Below are 15425 nucleotides of genomic sequence, written 5' to 3' on the forward strand. Positions count from 1 at the left end.
GTCCGATGTTCGAAAATCCGGTCGGCAATCTGGCGGCTGAAGCTCGCCGCCTCGCGCGCGCATGGCGCCGAGGCGGCCCGGGCCTCGCGATCCGCGTCGCGCTCGACCGGCTGTGCGACGCGACGCTCGAACGGCGCCTGAACATCCGTAGCGGCGGCCTCGTGCCGATCGAGTCGCTCGTCGCCGAATGGCAGGACTGCCACGACTACTACCCGAGCTCGATCCGCGCATTCAACCGCGTGCTGCGCGACCTCCATGTCGCGCGCGACGACGTGTTCGTCGACTACGGCTCCGGGATGGGGCGCGCGATCGTCCTCGCCGCGCGCTTTCCGTTTCGCGAACTGATCGGCGTCGAAACGTCCGATCGCCTGCATCGCGCGGCGCAGGCGAACGTCGGCCGCGCGCTGCCCGACGCCGATCGCCGCCGCATCCGTCTGCTGCATTGCGACGCGCGGCGCTTTCGCTTGCCCGATGCCGCGTCGGTGCTGTACTTCTACAATCCGTTTCATGGCGACATCCTCCGCGCCGTGTTCGCCGACATCGAGCGATCGCTGCGGCAACATCCGAGACGGCTGAGAATCGTGTTCAACAATCCGTCGCATTTCCGGATCATCGAGTGCGATTACGGCTGGCTGCGCAGGCACCGGGAATACGCATTCGAATATCCGATCGCGGTCTACGAAACATCCTCCTGCGCGCGCTCGCGCGCATAGAACGGCCGGTCTCCCGCGATCGTCGTCCGATACATCGTGCGCCGGTAGCGCGCCATGTCGTAGTCGGTCGCGCGATGCGCGAGGCAGCGGTTGTCCCACATCAGCAAATCGCCCGCGCGCCAGCGGTGGCGGTAGCCGAACCGCGCCTCGTCGAATGCGATCGCGTGCAAATGCGCCATCAGCGCTTCGCCGTAGCGCCGCTCCATGCCCACGATGCGCCACGGCACGACGCCGCCGATGTAGAGCGCGTTCTGCCCCGTTTCCGGATGCGTCCTGACGACGGGCTGCAGCATGTCCGGCCACACCCGCTTCTGGTCCGGCGGCGGGGCCGGCCGCCGCGGATAGTGGAACGGCAGCGTCTGCACGCGATCCATCACGAACGTGCGGCCGTCGATCCGGGCGCGCAGCCACGCGGGCAGCGCGCGATAGGCGGCCGTCATGTTGACGAAGCACGTGTCGCCGCCCTCGGCCGGTGTCTCGTCGCCGAACAGCAGCGTGCCGGCGGGCGGGCACGCGAGGAAATGGCCGTCCGTGTGCCAGTAGCGGCCGCTGATCGCCGCGCCGATCGGCTTGCCGTCCTTCACGATGTTCGACAGCACCAGCACGTCCGGTTGCCCGTCGCACGCGTTCTCCGCGCGCGTATAGACGACGGGCTCGCCGAAACGGCGCGTGAACGCGACGAGCCGCGCCGGATCGAGCGCCTGGCCGCGAAAGACGAGCAGTCCGAAACGCAGCCACGCCGCGCGGATCGCGCGCACGGTGTCCGCATCCAGATCGGCGCGCGCGTCGACACCGTCGATCTGCGCGCCGAGCGCCGCGGACAGCGGGCGGATGCAAAGCGTCGAGCCGTCAGACATGGATCGCTCCGAGGTGCGCGGGCACCGCTTGCGCGGCGAGCTCGCGCATGCGCGCAAGCCGCGCCGACGCCTGCGCGACGTCGAGATTGATCGCGAGCGCATCGTGACCGTCGCGGCGCGCGAGATTGGGCAGGATGACGAAGCCCTGCGGCCGCTCGCGGCTGAAGATCAGGCCCGCGCGCGACCATGTGTCGACGCACGCGCGAATCTCCGGAATCTCGAACTCGCCCCGGTAGCCGAAACTGCTCACCGAGCGCACGTCGATGCCGGCCGCGCGCAGCCAGGCCCGCACGGCGAGCGGCACATAGACGGCCGTCAGCCGCGGATTGCAGTCGCCGACGAACCAGTACCGCCCGTCCGCGCCCATGCATCCGTCGAAATTGACGGGCCCGCGGTAGCCGCGCGCCGCCAGCGCGTCGAGCAGCGCGCCGCATCGCGCGACCCACTCGCGCGCGCGGCAATCGTCGAGCAGGCCGTCGTCGACATGCAGGCCGAGAAACTGGCGCCGCTGCGCATCGCGATACAACTGCGCCGCCACCGCAACGACGCGATGGCTGCCGTCGTCTTCAATGTAGAAGCTCGCGCCGACGCTCGCCGGGCTGCCCCACGTGCCGGCGGGAGGCTGCAACGCCGGCTGCACGATCAGCGGCAGGCCGGCGCGGCGCCGCGCCTGGCGCCGCCGCAGGTCGACGAGCGTCGCATCGCTCAACGCCACCGTCTCCATCGACGGCGGCAGCGCGCACTCCGAGCGCAGCTCGCGCACGTGCGCCGGATCGTCGAAGCCGTCGGCGAGGAGCCAGCGCCGCACCTCGGCGGCGAACGCCGGCGCGCGCTCGGCGAAGTTCGCCTCCGACAGGATCGCCGATACGTTGCCGCTCGAATCCTGCGACGACTTCAGAAAGAGCCCGCTCGAGGGCGCGCGCCGATCGCATTGCGCGGCGAAACGCGCCGCGAGCGCGGCCCAGTCGCGCATGCGCAGGAACGCGTCGGGCGCGAGCACGGCGCTCGGCGCGAGCGGCGGCCCGCCGCGTATCGCCGCGTCGCGCACGAACGCGAGGAAGCGCGCCTTGTTGTGCCACGCCTGCGCGAGCGCGGCGACGCGCTCGCAGCCCGTGCGATCGAAATCGACCGCGACGCCGCGGCCGCGCAGCAGATCCGCCAGTTCGCCCAGCATGCGCGCGGTGGTCGGCGCCATCTGGTTCGCGACGAAGCCGATTCGCGCGCCGTCGCGCGCGAGCGCGTGCGCCGCGCGATCGAACGAGTCGGTCGCCGACAGCGACAGCGTCCGCAAATCGCATCGCACGTGGACGGGCGCCGGCAAGCGCGGCGCCGCGACGCCGTGCGCGGCGGCGAGACGCTGCAGCCGCTCGTCGAGCGTCGCGAGCAGGCGCGCGTAATGCCGCCCGTGCGCGTCGTCGAGCACCAGCAAGACGCTCGGCAAGCCGAGCAGGCCCGTGTAGACGAGAAAGCGGTCCTGGCAACGGAACGCGAACGTGTTTTCGGCCTCGCCGCTGTCGAGAATCAGGCCGCCGCCGACGAGAGCGAGCGGCCGCTCGCCGCGCCCGAACGCGAAGCCGGGAAACGCGTGCGTGCCGGCGGCGCTCATGCGCCCCCCGGCGCGACGGCGGCCGATTCGCATGCGTCGAGCGCGCCCGCGACGCGCAGCGCATGCAGCGTCTGCCGGGTCGACTGCGCGCGGCGGCGATGCATCGCGTCCGGCGCGCCGCACGCCGACATCGCGCGGTCGATCTCGCACGCGGTGAGGCCGGCGTCTTCGAGCGCATCTGTCGTGATGCGCGCGTCGGCAAACAGGAACGCGTCGATGAGCCCCGGCCACAGCGGCCGCAGCGCGTCGCGAACGCCGGCCGGCCATTGCGGCCACAGCAGCGTCAGCAGCCGCGAGAAATAGGCGCTGTGCCGGGCTTCGTCCAGATAGTGCCGGCGGAGAAACGTCCGCACGTCCGGCTGCAGGCCGTCGTCGCGCCAGTCGTCGCGAAGCGTGTGCGTGATCAGCGTCTCCGCGACCACGGCCGCACAGAAGCGCAGCACCGGCGCATCGACGCCGGGCAGCGTCGCCACGAGCCGGTCGACGTGCCGCAGGAAGCCGGGCGCGCGACGCGGCCTGTCCGCGCCCGTCGCCGCCCGAACCCGCGTCATCAGCTCCTGCGCGAGCAGCGCATGATATGCCTCGTCGCACTGCACGCGCAGCGCGTCGGCCACGACTTCGTCGCCGTAGTCCGCGTGCAGCGCGCGAGCCGCGATGTCGCGCGCCACCTGCGAGATCAGCGCGTTCTCGAGCGCGACGGTGAAGCTCAGGTGCGCGATCAGCAGACCGCCCGCCGCGCGCTCCCGTCGCGCATCGCGCGCGGCGAGACCGGACAGCGCGCCGCCCGCTTCGTCCGCGATCCATGCGCCCGCGCCGCCCGTCAGCCACGCGCCGGCCGGCATCGACCGCACCGACGCCGCCCGATGCCAGTCGTCGAACGGCGAGCGATAAGCGGCGTCCATGATCACGCCCGATCCCGCATCGACGTGCGCATGCCGACGCCGACGCCTTCCGTCGTCGGGCATTCGACGAAGCAGTCGTACTCGCGTGCGACGAGCTCCACGAACGGCGCGAGCTCGTCGCGATTGCGGGCGATCACGTCGTCGAAGAACGCGCAGCCCGAATGGTCGCGAAAGAGGATGTTGTGGCAGACGAGCAGCGAGCGCGGCGCGAGCCGCGGCAGCGCCGCGCGCAGCAGATGCGCGTAGATGCCCTTGCCGCGCCGCGTCGGGTCCCGGTGATCGCGCGGCAGCTCGGCGTCGAGCACGACGAGATCGAACGGGCCGCCGCCGCGCGCGAGATAGTGCTCGCCGGTGTCGCAGACGACTTCGACGCGCGCGTCCGCGTCCGGATAGAGCCGCGCGAGGCTGCGGCGCGCGACGTCGGCGACGCGCGGATCGGGATCGACGAGCACCGCGCCGCCCCCGCATGCGACGATCGCGGGCAGCGCCCACGCGGCCCAGTAGCCGTAATAGCTGCCGAGAAACACGGCGTTGCGCGGCCGGAAAGCCAGCGCGACCGCGAGCAGCAGGCGCCCTTCCTCCGGATAGATATAGGTGCCGAGGCCCTGATGATCGAAGCCGCGCCCGATGCTCGCCGCGACCTGCGCGCACACCGCCGGAAATTCGGCCGGCCACGCGAGGCCCGTCGGGGCCAGCCCGGCGAACGCATGCTCGACGGCCGCATCGATCGACGCGGGAAAGCGCTTCGCGAAATGCACGTCGTTGGACGGCACGCCGCGGCCGACGAGTTGCGTTCGAACGCGCTCGAGAAACGCCGCGAACTCGGCGCGCGACTGCGCGCCCGCACGAAAGCCGCGATACTCGGGCGCGTCGCGCAGCACGTCGTCGACGAGATCGAATAGGGGACCACTGAACGTAGTCGTCATGCGAGGGCCTCCCCTTGCTGTTTCGCCGCCTCGGCGGGCGATTGCGCGGCGCACGCGCCGGGCCATGCGGCGCCCGCCACCATTCCCGCGCCACCGAGCGCCTGCCAGAGCGCCTCGGCGACGTGCGGCGCGAACGGCCCGAGGTACAGCACCAGTTGCCGGGTCGCGTCGGCGAGGATCGCGACGTCTTCGGCGCGCAGCGGCTCGCGCTTGCGCATCGCCGCATCGAACGCCTGCAGGCGCTCGAACAGGAACGCGAGATTCTTGAGCGCGAGGTGATAATCGTGCCGCCGGAAGTCGTCCGCGATCCGGCGGCCGCCCGTCGCAAGCCAATCCCTCATCCGCCGATGCAGCGGATCGGGCCGGCCCGTGGCCGGCGGATCGCCCACATCATGCGCGGCGGCGACGCCGGCTTCGGTCTCGACGACCCGGTGGACGAACGCCCACAACCGTGCGAGGAACGCGCGCTGCCGGCGCACGAGGTCGTCCGACCAGTTGACGTCGTTCTCGGGCGCGGCCGCGCCGATGATCGCGAGGCGCAGCGCATCGGCGCCGTAGCGCTCGACGATCGACCGCAGGCTCACCGCATTGCCCGCGCTCTTGCTCATCTTGCGGTCGTCCTGCTTGACCATGCCGAGCGCGAGCAGCGTCGTCACGGGCTCCTCGACATCGGCGATGCCCATCCTGCGCAACGCCCGCGCGATCATCCGCACATGGAAGAAGCAGGTTCGCACCTGGTCCGCGCCGCCGATCATCAGATCAACCGGCAGCCACGCGTTCGCGTCCTCGCGGTCGAACGGATCGTCGGCATCGACGCGCTTGCATATCCAGTGGTACCACCACGGGCTCGAATAGGCTTCGAGCGTTTGCGCATCGCGCCGCGCGCTCGCGCCGCAGCGCGGACACCGCACGTCATGGAAGGCCGCGTGGTGCTCGAGCGGATTGCCGGGCCGGCTCAGATCGACATCGTCAGGCAGCCGCACGGGCAATGCGTGCTCGGGCACCGCGACGGGGCCGCACGCCGCGCAATGCACGATCGGCACGGGCGGCCCCCAGTAGCGGTTGCGGGCGATGTTCCAGTCCTGCAGCCGGTAGCCGACGAAGCGCTCGGCCTGCCCCGCGGCGAGCATCGCATCGATGTCGCAGACAGCGTGCGCGACGATCGCGTGCCGCTCGGCCAGCGCCCGGTCTGCCGCCACCGCATCGGGACGGCCGGCGCGCGCCGTATCGTCGGGCGTGTCTTCGACGACGATCGGCAGATCGACGACGCCCGTCGCGCCCGCCGCCTGCGCGCGCTCGGCCAGCACGATCGTCTCGCCGGGCCGGGCCCCTTCGCGCGTCGCGGCGGCGGCCAGCGGATGCCGCCGCCCCACGACGACGAACCGCAGCCCGGGCAGCCACGCGGCATCGTCGAGCTGCAATTCGAGCCCGTGCGCGCGGCCGCGAACGGGCAGGCGCAAGCGCAGACCTTCGCGCCGGCCGATCCAGTCGCGATGGATCTTCTTCACGTCGTCGGGCCAGCCCGCGAGCCGATCCAGCCCGTCGAGCATCTCGTCCGCGAACGTCGATTCGCGCACGAACCACTGCGGCCGCACGACCGTGCTCACGAGGCTCTTGCAGCGCCAGCAGCGCCCTTCGTCGACGAGGCTCGCGGCGAGCGTCACGTCGCACTGCGGGCACCACGCGGCGGGCGCGTCGCGCCGGAAGCAGTGTCCGGCCTCGAACAGCCGCAGGAACACCCACTGGACCCAGCGGTAGTACGCCGGCACGTGGTATTGCGTGATGCGCCGGCTGTCGTGCCCGAGCCCCAGCCGGACGAATTGCGCGGCCATCGCCTCGCTGCATTCGCGCGCGAGGCGCTCGGGCGCGCAGCCCGCCTCTCTCGCCGCCAGCTCGGTCGGCAGGCCGAACGTGTCGAAGCCGGTCGTGTACAGCACGTTGTAGCCCTGCATCCGCCGAAACCGCGCGTCGGCGTCGGCGAGCACGTAGTTCCGCGCGTGCCCCATGTGCAACTGGCCCGTCGCGAACGGCGGCAACTCGACGATGAACCACTTCGGCCGCCCCGGCCGCGGGTCCGCGTCGAACAAACGCGCGTCGCGCCACGCGTTCTGCCAGCGCGGCTCGAGCGTCTGCGGCCGATACGGCGGCGCGTTGCGCGCACCGGCCGCGCGCGGGGCGCTCATGTCCAGCACTCCACGGCGCGCACGTCGTCGAGATACGCGCGCGGCAGCAGGTCGGCCGCGGCGAGCAGATGATCGAGATAGTCGCGCGTCGGCCTCAGGTTCGGGCGCACCATCGCCGGATTCGCGACGTAGGTGACGGCGCGCGTCAGGCGGCCCGTCGCGCCGTCGCGCACGAGCACGCCGGCGCGACGGTAGTGAAGCGGAACGAGCTCGATCGAATCGAGCGCATCGAGCGCGCGTTCGCTCATCGCGTTCAGCGTGCCCTCGACGCGGCCATCCGCCGCCGCCTCGATGTTGGCGAAGCCGATCCAGTCGTGCCGCGACGAGACCTTGTTGAAGATCAGCCGGTAGCCTTCGACGACGCCGGGCCGCCGGTCGATCAGCGCCTCGCCGAAACGGGACAGCCGCTCGCTCAGCCGCGCAAGGCTCATGTTGGAACCGTAAGCGAAGTAGCAAACCTGGCTCATCGTGTCCCCCGCGCTGATCCGACCGGTTCGTCACGGGCGGATGCCCGGCTCACCTTCGCATCGCGCCCTTCGCCGCCAGGCGGGCGGCCTCGCTCGCCTCACCGCTGCGTCGCGACGCGATCGCGCTTCACGCGCCGCATGTGTGTCGGGCCGGCGTGCTGCCAGCCGCCGCGCGAACGGAGGCGGTGATAGAAAAAGAAAATGGGATCGAAGCTCGCGATCTCGGATGCGCCGCGTTCGCCATCGGCTTGCGGCAGCGGCGCGCGCGCCTGCCTCGATGTGCACGCACGCCCGATCGCGCCGCGCACGCCGTCTCGCGCGCCATCCGGCGGCATCGCACCAACCATGACGATCGGGACGACCGGGACGATCGCCGGGCATCGGGCGTGCCGATGGCCGGCGCGCGTCGCGTTCGAAGCGCTCGCGCGGCTTCGCGCGCTCGGATAGTTGCGGCATTCGGTGTCCGCGCCGGCGCGGAGCGCGTCGCCGTTCGCGACGCTGCGCATGCGCGGGCGCTTTGCAGCGACATCGTCGCGCCGCCGCGCGCTTGCGTTGCAATCGGGGAGCCGCGTGTCGTCGTTCTTGTCGCCGCCTCCGCGCTCGCATGGCGGCGCGTCGAGCGGCGGCCGATTCCCGTCCTGCCTGGTCGTGTTCATGATCTGCCCTTGTCCCCGTGGCTTTTTGCGTCGGACCACCGGACACAAGCTAGATCGGCAAAATGCGCAAATCCAGCTACCAGTTCTGGTAGGCCGCGCGCGCATTCCACCGCAGGAAACGTCTTGCGCGGCTTCTCAACCGAAATCGACGATCAGCGCGTGATATTCGCGCTCGCCGGACGTGAAGCGGCGAACGGGCCGATATCCGAGCTTGGCGACCGCATTGACGGAGCGCGCATTATCGACGGCAATGAAACTGATCGCATTTCCGAATTGCGGTTTCGCCGATGTGATCGCGAGTGCGATCATTTTTTCGAGCAGGCCTTTTCCGCGCGCCACCCGGCTCAGGCACATCGGCCCGAACAGGCACATGGTTTCCGCTATGTTTTCCGACGCATATTCACCGCTCCGTTCGAACGATTCGACCAGCGCATCGATGATCGCGTTGCCGCGCCACGCAGCGAGACGGGAAATGCAGAAAAACCCGGCGAATTCGGCCTGCTCGTACGCGACGACGATGCCGGTGTCGGACGCGAGCGCGCCGATCCGATCCTCGGGAATCTCGGCGGACAAAAAGCCGTTCTTGCGCTCGGCTTCGCTGAGATTGCCGATTTGATTCGCTTTTTGCAGAGAAAGAATATTCGGATAATCGTCGGCACGAGCCATTCTGACTACGGTCGTTTCGGTCATTTCGCCTGTTTTTTGTTTTAAGGAAGGACTGCGATTCTATAGACGATTTCACTTCGCAATTTAGAATGTTCATACGAATTCAACGATTGCGGATAGGTCTTCGCGTCGATTGCTTGCCGCGGGAAAAAAGCCAACCCGAAACGCCGGGCCGTTGATTCGATTGCCGTTTGCCGAAACCGCCGATGCGATGCGCATCCGGCATGCGGACCACATTTGTGCGCACGTAAGCGTGTAAAAGTGTTTTTCATTCGGCGTGGCGGACATCGGCCAGCGATTCCGGGCGCGCGCGCGAGCGCCGGCTCGCCGCCCCTTTCCGCGCCGTTTTCGTTCACCCGGCTCGGTTAGAATTCCGTGCAATCAAACCGAAAGCTTCCGTCAGAGGGCAATCGAGCGATGAAGCACGACGACAAGCGGAACAAGCCAAACAAGCCGAACCCACCGATCCTCCGGCTGCTCTCGCGCATCGGCGCCGTCGCGGCGCTCGGCGCCGCCGCCGCGCTGTCGCTGCAGGCCGACGCGGCGCGCACGACGAGCGTGTCGCCGCAAGGCGCCGTTGCCGAAGTCCGGCAGACCGTCGTCAAGTTCGACGAGGCGATGGTCGCGTTCGGCTCGGCATCCGCGCCGGACCCCGCGCGCGTCGCGTGCGCCGATCCCGCCGCCGCGCGCGGCCACGGCCGCTGGCTCGACGACAAGACCTGGGCCTACGATTTCGAGAGCGACCTGCCGCCCGGCGCGCGCTGCACGGTCGCGCTCAACGACACGCTGCGCTCGGTCGCCGGCAACGCGGTGACGGGCCCGCGCCGCTTCGCCTTCCAGACGGGCGGCCCGTTCCCGGTGTCGGTGCGGCCGGGCGCGCGCGAGATCGAGGAGCGGCAGGTGTTCGTCGTCAAGCTGAACGGCCCGGCCGACGAGCGCTCGGCGCTCGCGAACATCTGGTGCGAGGCGGCCGGCATCGGCAACCGCATACCGGTCGCCGCCGCCGACGCGCTGACGCGCGCCGCGCTCCTCGATCACTTCCACTGGAAAAAGGACGCCGCGCGCGTGCTGACGCTCGCGTGCGCGCAGGCGCTGCCCGCGAGCGCGAAGATGCAGCTCGTCTACGGCCGAGGCGTCGCGAGCCCGAGCGGCGTCGCGAACGACACCGAGCGGCGCTACGATTTCACGGTCCGCGCGCCGTTCGCCGCGAGCTTCTCGTGCGAGCGCGAGAACGCGAAGGCGCCGTGCACGCCGCTGCGCCCCCTCACGCTGTCGTTCAACGCCCCCGTCGCGCGCAGCGCCGCCGACAAGATCCGGCTGCACGGCCCGGACGGCGCGATCGCGCCGCGCTTCAAGCCCGACGATCGCTCGGAGGAGGTCACGAGCGTCCAGTTCGCCGCGCCGCTGCCCGCGCAGGCCGCGCTGACGATCGAGCTGCCGCCGGCGCTGCGCGACGTGACGGGCCGCGCGCTGTCGAACGCCGACCTGTTCCCGCTCGCGACGCGCACCGCACCGATGCCGCCGCTCGCGAAATTCCCGTCGGGCACGTTCGGCATCGTCGAGCGCTTCGCCGAGCCGGATTCGCCCGCGCTCGTGCCCGTCACGCTGCGCAACGTCGAGGCCGATCTGCGCGTCGCGGGGCTGAACGCGGGCGGCGCGCAGTTCTCGAACCTGAAGGTCGAGAACGACAACGAGATCCGCCGCTGGATGCGGCTCGTCGAGCGTTTCGACGGCCGCGCGATGACCGTCGAGTCGATCGACAAGCTTCGCCCCGGCCTGCTCGCGCGCGGCCAGCATCCCGTCTACGCGCCGCTCGCCGCGGGTGAGAGGCCGCCGAAGCCGCAGCGCCGGCAGATCGACATCCGCTCGCTGTCGCTGCTCGCGGGCGAGCCCGGCGTACAGACGCTGACGCTGCCGAAGGCCGACCCGAAGGCGCTGCGCCCGTTCGAGATCGTCGGCGTGCCGATCGACAGGCCGGGCTTTCACGTGCTCGAACTCGCGTCGCCCGCGCTCGGCCGCTCGCTGCTCGCGAAGCCCGCGAAGATGTACGTGCGCACCGCGGTGCTCGTCACGAATCTCGGCGTGCATCTGAAGCTCGGCCGCGAGAACAGCGTCGTCTGGGTGACGACGCTCGACAAGGGCAAGCCCGTGCCGAACGCGCAGGTGCGCGTGTCCGACTGCAATGGCGACGAGATCGCGGCCGGCAAGACGAACGCGCAAGGGCTCCTCACGATCGACACGCCCTTCGAGCCGAAGCGCGCATGCGATTATTCGAAGGGCGACGGCGACTATTTCGTATCGGCCCGCGTCGACAATCCGAAGACGGGCCCGGACATGGCGTTCGTGCGATCGAGCTGGAATCGCGGCATCGAATCGTGGCGCTTCGATGTGCCGACCGACATGAGCGGCACGCCGACCGTGCGCGCGCATACCGTGTTCGACCGCACGCTCTTGCGCGCGGGCGAGACGGTGTCGATGAAGCACTTCGTGCGCGCGCAAACGCTGCAGGGCCTCGCGTTCCCGCCGCGCTATCCGTCGCGCGCGACGATCCGCCATCTCGGCAGCGGCCAGACCTATCGCGTGCCGCTCGCGTGGGCCGCCGATCACACCGCCGACACGCGCTTCGCGCTGCCCGCCGCGGCGAAGCTCGGCGAATACGGCGTCGAGCTCGAGGACGGCCCCGAGGACGCGCCGAGCGCGAGCTACTACGGCGGCAGCTTCCGCGTCGAGGCATTCCGGCTGCCCGTCTTCAAAGGCTCGATCGGCGTGCGCGACGCGCAGGCGCGCCCGCTCGTCGGCGCGAAGGACGCGCCGCTCGCGGTGCAGATCGATTACGTATCGGGCGGCGGCGCGTCGAACCTGCCCGTGCAGGTGTCGGCGCTCGTGAAGAGCGCCGCGCCGCCGTTCGCCGAGCGCTACCCCGACTTCGGCTTCGCGCCGTACCGCCCGGAAACGGACGACGCCGCGGCCGACGACGACGCGCAGGACGGCGAGGACGGCGGCAGCGCATCGCGCGGCAACGATCCCGACGCGACGAAGCTCGTCGCCGACAAGATCGCGCTGACGCTCGATCGAACCGGCTCGGGCGCGCTGACGTTGAAGGGCCTGCCCGCCGTCGACGCGCCGAAGCGCGTCGCGCTCGAAGCGACGTTCGCCGATCCGAACGGCGAAGTGCAGACGATCCGCGGCGACGCGATGCTGTGGCCGGCCGCGGTCGTCGCCGGCATCAAGGCGGGCCACTGGGTGTCGGTCGGCCAGCGCGTGCCGGTGCAGGCGCTCGTCGTCGATCTGCAGGGCAAGCCGCGCGCGTCGGCGGCCGTCGAGATCAAGGGCGTCGCGCGCGTGACGACCTCCTCGCGCAAGCGGATGGTCGGCGGCTTTTACGCATACGACAACCGGAGCGACACGCGCGAGCTCGGCGTGCTGTGCTCGGGCAAGACCGATGCGCAGGGCCGGCTGTCGTGCGACGCGACGCTTTCGCAGGCGGGCGACGTGCAGTTGATCGCGGTCGCGAAGGACGGCGACGGCCGCGCGTCGAACGCGTCGACGTCGGTATGGGTCACGCGCGAGGACGAACTCTGGTTCGGCGGCGAGAACACCGACCGGATCGACGTGATCCCCGAAAAGACTTCATACGAGCCGGGCGAGACCGCCCGCTTCCAGGTGCGCATGCCGTTCCGCTACGCAACCGCGCTCGTCGCCGTCGAGCGCGACGGCGTGATCGAGACGCACGTCGTCGAGCTGAACGGCAAGAATCCGACCGTCGATCTGAAGGTCGGCGACACGTGGGGGCCGAACGTCTACGTATCGGTGCTCGCGCTGCGCGGGCGGCTGCGCGAAGTGCCGTGGTACTCGTTCTTCACGTGGGGCTGGAAGGCGCCGCTCGAATGGGCGCGCGCGTTCTGGCGCGAAGGCCGCCATTACGAGGCGCCAACCGCGCTCGTCGATCTGTCCAGGCCCGCGTTCCGCTACGGCCTCGGCGAAATCAAGGTCGGCACGGGCGCGCACCGGCTCGGCGTCGCGGTGACGACCGACGCGGCCCGCTACCCGGTGCGCGGCACCGCGCACGTGCGCGTGAAGGTCACGCTGCCCGACGGCAAGCCCGCGCCCGCCGGCACGCAGATCGCGCTCGCCGCGGTCGACGAGGCGCTCCTCGAGCTGATGCCGAACCGCAGTTGGGACCTGCTCGACGCGATGCTGCAGCGGCGCGCGTACGGCGTCGAGACGGCCACCGCGCAAATGGAGATCGTCGGCCGCCGCCACTTCGGGCGCAAGGCGGTGCCCGCGGGCGGCGGCGGCGGGACGGCGCCGACGCGCGAGCTGTTCGACACGCTGTTGCTGTGGAATCCGCGCGTCACGCTCGACGCGAACGGCGGCGCGAGCATCGACGTGCCGCTCAACGATGCGCTCACGCGCTTTCGGATCGTCGCGATCGCGGCGGCGGGCGCGGACCGCTTCGGCACCGGCAGCGTGACGATCCGCAGCACGCAGGACCTGCAACTGATCTCGGGCCTGCCGCCGCTCGTGCGCGAACGCGACGCGTTCCGCGCGCAGGTGACGGTGCGCAACACGACCGGGCGGAAGATGGACGTCGTCGTGACGCCGCGCGTGCCGGGCGTCGACGTCGCGCCGCAGAAGGTGTCGCTCGCGCCCGATTCCACGCGGGAAATCGCGTGGACGGTCACGGTGCCCGACGCGGCGGCGGGCGGCGGCGCGGCGGCGGGGGCGCTGAACTGGCGCATCGAGGCGGCCGAGCAAGGCGGCCCGCGCGCGGCCGACGCGCTCGCGCTCGCGCAGAAGGTGGTGCCGGCGCTGCCCGTGACGGTCCAGCAGGCGACGCTCGCGCAAGTCGACGGCACGCTGGCCGTGCCCGTCGCGCCGCCCGCCGGCGCGGCGCTCGACGCGCACGGCGCGCCGCGCGGCGGCGTGGCCGTCTCGCTGCAATCGAAGCTCGCCGACGGCCTGCCGGGCGTGCGCCGCTGGTTCGAGCGCTATCCGTACCGCTGCCTCGAACAGCAGGCGTCGCGCGCGATCGGCCTGCGCGATCCGGCGCAATGGCAGGCGCTCGCCGCACGGCTGCCGCTCTATCTCGACCGCGACGGGCTCGCGAGCTACTTCCCGCCTTCGTCCGACGATGCGCACTACGGCAGCCCGTCGCTGTCCGCGTACCTGCTCGTGCTCGCCGACGAGGCGAGCCGCGCCGACGCGCGCTTCGCGCTGCCCGAGGACGTGCGCGCGCAACTCGAATCCGGGCTCGCGCACTTCGTCGAGGGGCGCATCGAGCGTGATGCGTGGGCGCCGCGCCAGGATCGCGACCTGCGCAAGCTCGCGGCGATCGAGGCGCTGTCGCGCCACGGCGCCGCGCAAGGCCGGATGCTCGGCTCGATCGAGATCGCGCCGAACCAGTGGCCGACGTCGGCCGTCCTCGACTATCACGCGATCCTCGCGCGCGTGAAGGACATCGCGCAGCGCGACGAGAAGCGCGCGCAAGTCGAGCAGATCCTGCGCGCGCGGCTGACGTATCAGGGCACGCAGCTCGTGTTCTCGACCGCGCGCGACGACGACCTGTGGTGGCTGATGACGGGCAACGAGACGAACGCGGCGCGCCTCGCGCTCGAGTTCGCCGGCGACGCGGGCTGGAAGGACGAGATGCCGCGCGTCGCGGCCGGCCTCCTCGCGCTGCAGAAGAACGGCGCGTGGCAGACGACGACCGCGAACGCGCTCGGCCTGCTCGCGATCGAGCGCTTCTCGCGCGCGTACGAGAGCGCGAGCGTCGCCGGCACGACGAAGATCGCGCTCGGCGGCGATGCGCGTTCGGTCGCGTGGTCGCAGACCGCGGGCGCGAAGCCCGCCGTCGCCGCGCGCGGCGTGACGCTGCCGTGGCCGCGCGGCGCGCGCGCGCCGGGCGCGCTGTCGATCGTGCAGGAAGGCAGCGGCCGCCCGTGGGCGACGATCGAAAGCCTCGCCGCGGTGCCGCTGCGCGCGCCGTTCGCGGCCGGCTACCGGATCGCGAAGACCGTCACGCCGGTGTCGCCCGCGGTCAAGGGCGTGCTCACGCGCGGCGACGTGCTGCGCGTGCGCGTCGACATCGACGCGCAAAGCGACATGACGTGGGTGGTCGTCAACGATCCGATTCCGGCCGGCGCGACGATCCTGGGCTCCGGGCTCGGCCGCGATTCCGAGGCCGCCACGCAAGGCGAGGGCGAAAAGTCGCCCGATGGCGCGCGGCCCGCGTTCGTCGAGCGCGACTTCGACGGCTATCGCGCGTACTACGACTATCTGCCGAAGGGCAAGCTCACGGTCGAGTACACGGTGCGCGTGAACAACGCCGGCACGTTCGGGCTGCCGCCGACGCGCGTCGAGGCGCTGTATGCGCCGTCCGTGTACGGGCTGTGGCCGAACCCGCCGATGACGGTCAAGCCGGCCGACGCGGGCAAGCCGTGAGCGGG

Annotated in this window: 10 protein-coding genes; 2 read left to right on the top strand and 8 right to left on the bottom strand. The window is 71.1% G+C overall.

Annotated elements, in window-relative coordinates; translation table 11 throughout:
* The first annotated feature begins 5 nt into the window (after positions 1–5).
* Positions 6–713 carry a class I SAM-dependent methyltransferase gene (locus tag WS92_RS10315; protein ID WP_059930114.1) on the top strand — a complete coding sequence of 236 codons (708 nt, stop codon included), beginning with the start codon at positions 6–8 and terminating at the stop codon, positions 711–713.
* Here WS92_RS10315 and WS92_RS10320 read toward each other — a convergent pair.
* The 8 genes from WS92_RS10320 to WS92_RS10355 form a co-directional block, all read right to left on the bottom strand.
* Positions 677–1570 (bottom strand): TauD/TfdA dioxygenase family protein, encoded by an 894-nt coding sequence (locus WS92_RS10320; RefSeq protein ID WP_006027502.1) that lies wholly within the window; start codon positions 1568–1570, stop codon positions 677–679. The genes WS92_RS10315 and WS92_RS10320 overlap by 37 nt on opposite strands.
* On the bottom strand, positions 1563–3176 hold the full coding sequence (locus WS92_RS10325) for a hypothetical protein (protein ID WP_059930116.1): 1614 nt from the start codon (positions 3174–3176) through the stop codon (positions 1563–1565). Before WS92_RS10325 ends, WS92_RS10320 begins: the two co-directional genes overlap by 8 nt.
* Positions 3173–4084, bottom strand: coding sequence for a diiron oxygenase (locus WS92_RS10330; RefSeq protein ID WP_171845205.1), 912 nt, complete (start codon positions 4082–4084; stop codon positions 3173–3175). Before WS92_RS10330 ends, WS92_RS10325 begins: the two co-directional genes overlap by 4 nt.
* On the bottom strand, positions 4081–5004 hold the full coding sequence (locus WS92_RS10335) for an O-methyltransferase (RefSeq protein WP_059930119.1): 924 nt from the start codon (positions 5002–5004) through the stop codon (positions 4081–4083). The genes WS92_RS10330 and WS92_RS10335 overlap by 4 nt, the downstream gene beginning before the upstream one ends.
* Positions 5001–7187, bottom strand: a complete 2187-nt coding sequence (locus WS92_RS10340; protein ID WP_059930121.1) for a class I tRNA ligase family protein — start codon at positions 7185–7187, stop codon at positions 5001–5003. Before WS92_RS10340 ends, WS92_RS10335 begins: the two co-directional genes overlap by 4 nt.
* Positions 7184–7654, bottom strand: coding sequence for a gamma-glutamylcyclotransferase family protein (locus WS92_RS10345; protein WP_006027507.1), 471 nt, complete (start codon positions 7652–7654; stop codon positions 7184–7186). The genes WS92_RS10340 and WS92_RS10345 overlap by 4 nt, the downstream gene beginning before the upstream one ends.
* 98 nt (positions 7655–7752) lie before the next feature.
* Positions 7753–8310: a hypothetical protein gene (locus WS92_RS10350; protein WP_059930123.1), complete on the bottom strand. Its 558-nt coding sequence runs from the start codon at positions 8308–8310 to the stop codon at positions 7753–7755.
* Positions 8311–8445: 135 nt separating this feature from the next.
* A complete protein-coding gene (locus WS92_RS10355) occupies positions 8446–9000 on the bottom strand; it encodes a GNAT family N-acetyltransferase (RefSeq protein ID WP_061083840.1) in 555 nt (184 codons plus the stop codon).
* Positions 9001–9393: 393 nt separating this feature from the next.
* Here WS92_RS10355 and WS92_RS10360 point away from each other — a divergent pair, with 393 nt between their 5' ends.
* The gene (locus WS92_RS10360; protein ID WP_059930127.1) at positions 9394–15420 is read left to right on the top strand and encodes an alpha-2-macroglobulin family protein; all 6027 of its coding nucleotides are present in this window, start codon (positions 9394–9396) and stop codon (positions 15418–15420) included.
* Positions 15421–15425 lie beyond the last annotated feature (5 nt).

This window comes from Burkholderia sp. MSMB1588, from assembly GCF_001546925.1.
Lineage (GTDB): Bacteria > Pseudomonadota > Gammaproteobacteria > Burkholderiales > Burkholderiaceae > Burkholderia > Burkholderia humptydooensis.